The organism is Candidatus Micrarchaeia archaeon (assembly GCA_041650355.1).
Classification (GTDB): domain Archaea; phylum Micrarchaeota; class Micrarchaeia; order Anstonellales; family Bilamarchaeaceae; genus JAHJBR01.
Map to the genome: position 1 here is coordinate 1 of JBAZLI010000107.1, position 2,612 is coordinate 2,612.

At 50.7% G+C, this 2,612-nt stretch carries 4 protein-coding genes; 2 read left to right on the top strand and 2 right to left on the bottom strand.

From position 1 onward, the window contains the following. A partial coding sequence (locus WC488_05420) for a hypothetical protein (protein MFA5077835.1) occupies positions 1–224 on the top strand: 224 nt, incomplete at its 5' end. Between the two features lie 85 nt (positions 225–309). On the opposite strand, the gene aspS is transcribed toward WC488_05420, so the two are convergent. Both aspS and albA read right to left on the bottom strand, forming a co-directional pair. After that, positions 310–1,599, bottom strand: coding sequence for an aspartate--tRNA(Asn) ligase (aspS, locus tag WC488_05425; protein ID MFA5077836.1), 1,290 nt, complete (start codon positions 1,597–1,599; stop codon positions 310–312). 45 nt (positions 1,600–1,644) lie between these two features. After that, positions 1,645–1,926 carry a DNA-binding protein Alba gene (gene albA, locus WC488_05430; protein ID MFA5077837.1) on the bottom strand — a complete coding sequence of 94 codons (282 nt, stop codon included), beginning with the start codon at positions 1,924–1,926 and terminating at the stop codon, positions 1,645–1,647. Between the two features lie 107 nt (positions 1,927–2,033). Between albA and WC488_05435 the strand changes: the two genes are divergently transcribed. Continuing rightward, on the top strand, positions 2,034–2,612 hold a 579-nt coding region (locus WC488_05435), incomplete at its 3' end, for a hypothetical protein (GenBank protein ID MFA5077838.1).

Genomic DNA, 2,612 nt, shown 5'->3' on the forward strand with positions numbered 1-2,612 from the left:
TTCTATTCCTGAACGGGGAAAGGGCGGAAATAGAACTTGGCGAAATCACGGAAGAGAAGCTCCGCGCCCCTGTTTTTGGCGCGGGAAAGTCCAAAAACTTCTTCTGGGCGGCGGTGAAGGACAAGGATTGGAACTTCTCCGTTCTCATAAGCGTGAATGGAAAGGAAAAATTCTCCTACACGCGGTTCCCGCTGAACGAGCTGAAGGGCAGAACGCTTCTCTAAGGATGCACCCCCGACCGCTTTTTTAGTCCCGTATTTAGTCCCACATAAAGCGGACGCTTCGCAAACCTAGGCGCATAGTCCCACGCTATGGATGCACCCTCGTCCTGTCCCTTGGAAACAGCATGCATTCTCGGATATTTTCCCGGTTCGTAACCTTCATCGTCAATCTCTCCAGCCCGATGCTCCATCCCGCGTGCGGGGGCGCCCCGACCCTGAACGCATCGATATAGAAATCAAAATTGCGCGGGTTCAGGCCCCTGCTTTCCAGCTGTTTTTCAAGCAGTTCCGGGATATGGATTCTCTGCGCGCCGGAGGCAATCTCCAATCCCTTATACAGCAAATCGAATGCCTTGCACACTTTCTCATCCCCTTCCTTGGGCATGGAGTAGAATGCACGCACGTTCGTAGGCCAGTCGTTTATTATGAACAAATCCTCCTGGAGAATTTCCGCCATCTTTTTCTCCGCCTCCTTGCTGAAGTCCTCGCCCCATTCCATCTTGAAGTTATTCTCGCCCAAAAGGTCCACCAATTCCGTATAACTATGCCTCGGGACCTCTTTCGGAGCCTCGAACTCCGGGTTCAGGAGCGCAAGCTCGTCCTTCATTTTCTCCACATTCTTCAGAATATGCAGGGAAACGTCCGAAAGCACATCCATCGCGTCCTTGTCGTCCGCGAAGCCCATCTCTATGTCCATTTGGATTACTTCGTTCAAATGGGTGGTCGTATGGTGCTTCTCCGCCCGGAAAACCGGGGCTGTGATGAATACCTTGTCCAATCCGCCAACCACCGCCATCTGCTTGTACAATTGCGGCGACTGGGCGAGGAACACCTTCTGCTCGAAATATTCCACCGCAAACACTTCCGTCCCTCCTTCGGTGGCCGCAGCCACAATGGAAGTGGGATGTATCTCCATGAACCCGTTGTGCACGCACCTCTCCCTGAAGCTGCGCGCAATCTCGGATTTTATGTTGAATATTGCGTTAACATCCTTCTTCCTCAAATCCAAATAACGGTAGTTCAGCCGGATATCCAGTTCGCTGGGGACCATTCCAGTAGGGTCCACCGGCAGTTTCCTTTCAACTTTTGAGAGAACATCGACTTTTGAGGGGGAAATCTCCATCCCGTCCGGAGCAATCTTGTTTTCCTTCACAATCCCGGTGACGCTGATCACGTCCTCCTTGTTCCTCTTCATCCCCTCCATTACCTCGTCCGGCACCGCACCCTTCTTCGCGGTCACCTGCACGATTCCGGTGCGGTCCCTCAGCTGTATGAAGATGAGCTTGCCGAGGTCCCTTATCTCGTGCACCCATCCGGCCACCTGCACCTCCTTGCCGGAGTTCTTCTTCGCCTCTTTTATGTAATGAGTTCTCAGCATGTCCACACCAGTTTTGAAATATGAAATAAAATGAAAAAAATCAATTCATTTTGAAATAGTTATCTCCATCGCGGAAACCTTGCTCTTTGTTCCGTCCTCGGAGGGCAATTCCTCGGTCTTTATGTCGATGTTTGCGACCTTCACGTCCGGGACGAAGCGGTTCCTCACTATTTCCGCAACGTCAACTGCACGGGAGATGAGCTTTCCCCTCGCCTTGATGACCACGGCAGGCGCCCCATTGTTGAACTGCGTCACAACCGCCAGAACGTAGCTCATAACGCCCTTTTTCCCTACGTATATTGTGTTCTCAGGCCTTTCCCCTTCCATAGCTTTCACCTGTTTCCTGCAGTCACAGTGGGATGGCAGCAACCGCGCCCTCCCCTTTCCATTCTTTAGAAGAATACTTTTATATTCGTTAGCACCGGAATAATCCTATGAGCGAGCTTTTCAACGTAAAATACTATATCGACGTCATAATCGCCAGAATCGTCGTTACCATACTTGAATTGCTCGTGCTGTCGCTGGTGCTGGAATTTGCCCCTTATGTAGGCATAGTAGATACCTTATTTATGGCAAGCATCGTGGCAATCCTATATACAAGTGATGTGTCTAACAAGAATAGGGGAATCAAGCCCTCAGCTCAAATTATTGCAGGTCAGACAATCGCCTTCTTCGCCCTCACCGTGGTATTTGCGTATCTAGGGCTTGTTGGCTGGCCTTCAGACATCACCTATTCGGAAGGCAACGGTCCGCTGGTCAATTCCCTGATTTATAGCCTCGTGAATGGCGTGCTCTTTGCTTTCATGTTCTATAATGGCTGCGTATCCCAGTTATTCCGGACTGGGGTTGCTTACAGTATGAAAGGTGCGGTTACTTCCATCAAGCACGGAACTGAAATGCCCGAAGGTGCATCAAGAGAAGCAGTTGGGGGGCTTGCACGATGGTATGGGGTTAAATTCCAGTCGATGGCGCTTGTAGTGATTCTTGTAATTGGCTTTTTGCTATTCGGCTTC

What these genes read in the sequence shown, in the direction of transcription:
- aspS (MFA5077836.1), bottom strand. Translation starts at nt 1,599, where the DNA reads ATGCTGAGAACTCATTACATAAAAGAGGCGAAGAAGAACTCCGGCAAG.
- albA (MFA5077837.1), bottom strand. Translation starts at nt 1,926, where the DNA reads ATGGAAGGGGAAAGGCCTGAGAACACAATATACGTAGGGAAAAAGGGC.